Raw genomic sequence first — 580 nt, 5'->3', positions numbered from 1 at the left:
TTTTGCAGCGTCTCATTGCTGATCTGGCGCGTAGCACGCAGGTGGTAAAGTTCGGCTCGCTCTGAGCGCAGCGCGGCCAGACGGAAGCGGCGCTCCAGATTCTCTTCCTGCATCGAACTTTCTACGTCGTTACGCCCATCGGCGCGGCGGCGCAGGTTACCAATCACCCGCGAACTCACCTCTTTCAGCAGTTGATTATCAATGTTCTCTTCCGCATCGGACGCCAGACGCTCTTCCATCTTCTCAATCGCCACAATCGCCACTTCGGCGGTCGCCGCGCGCGCGATACGCTCCTCTTTATGCTGCTGGGAGTGGTCGGCCACCTCCAGGTGTTGCAGCAGAATCGGCAGCATTACCACGCCGATAAACAGCGAGAACAGGATCACGCCAGCCGCCAGGAACACCAGTTCGTAACGCGCCGGGAAGACGTTGCCGTCCGGCAGCAGCAGGGGAATCGAGAGCACACCGGCGAGGGTAATCGCCCCGCGAACGCCCGCAAACGAGGCAATCAGCAGCTCGCGCGTGGTCCAGGAGCCAAACTCCATCGGCTTCTTGTGCAGAAAACGCAGGCTGAATTTTT

At 59.8% G+C, this 580-nt stretch carries 1 protein-coding gene; it reads right to left on the bottom strand.

The genetic code is table 11. From position 1 onward, the window contains the following. A partial coding sequence (locus ETG88_RS22205; RefSeq protein ID WP_206732589.1) for a cation:proton antiporter domain-containing protein occupies window positions 1–580 on the bottom strand: 580 nt, incomplete at both ends.

Origin of the sequence: Lelliottia nimipressuralis (genome assembly GCF_004115925.1) — a bacterium.
GTDB classification, from domain to species: Bacteria; Pseudomonadota; Gammaproteobacteria; order Enterobacterales; family Enterobacteriaceae; genus Enterobacter; species Enterobacter nimipressuralis.
The sequence above is the reverse complement of the archived record's forward strand: the minus strand, read 5'-3'. Positions and strand labels throughout refer to the sequence as shown.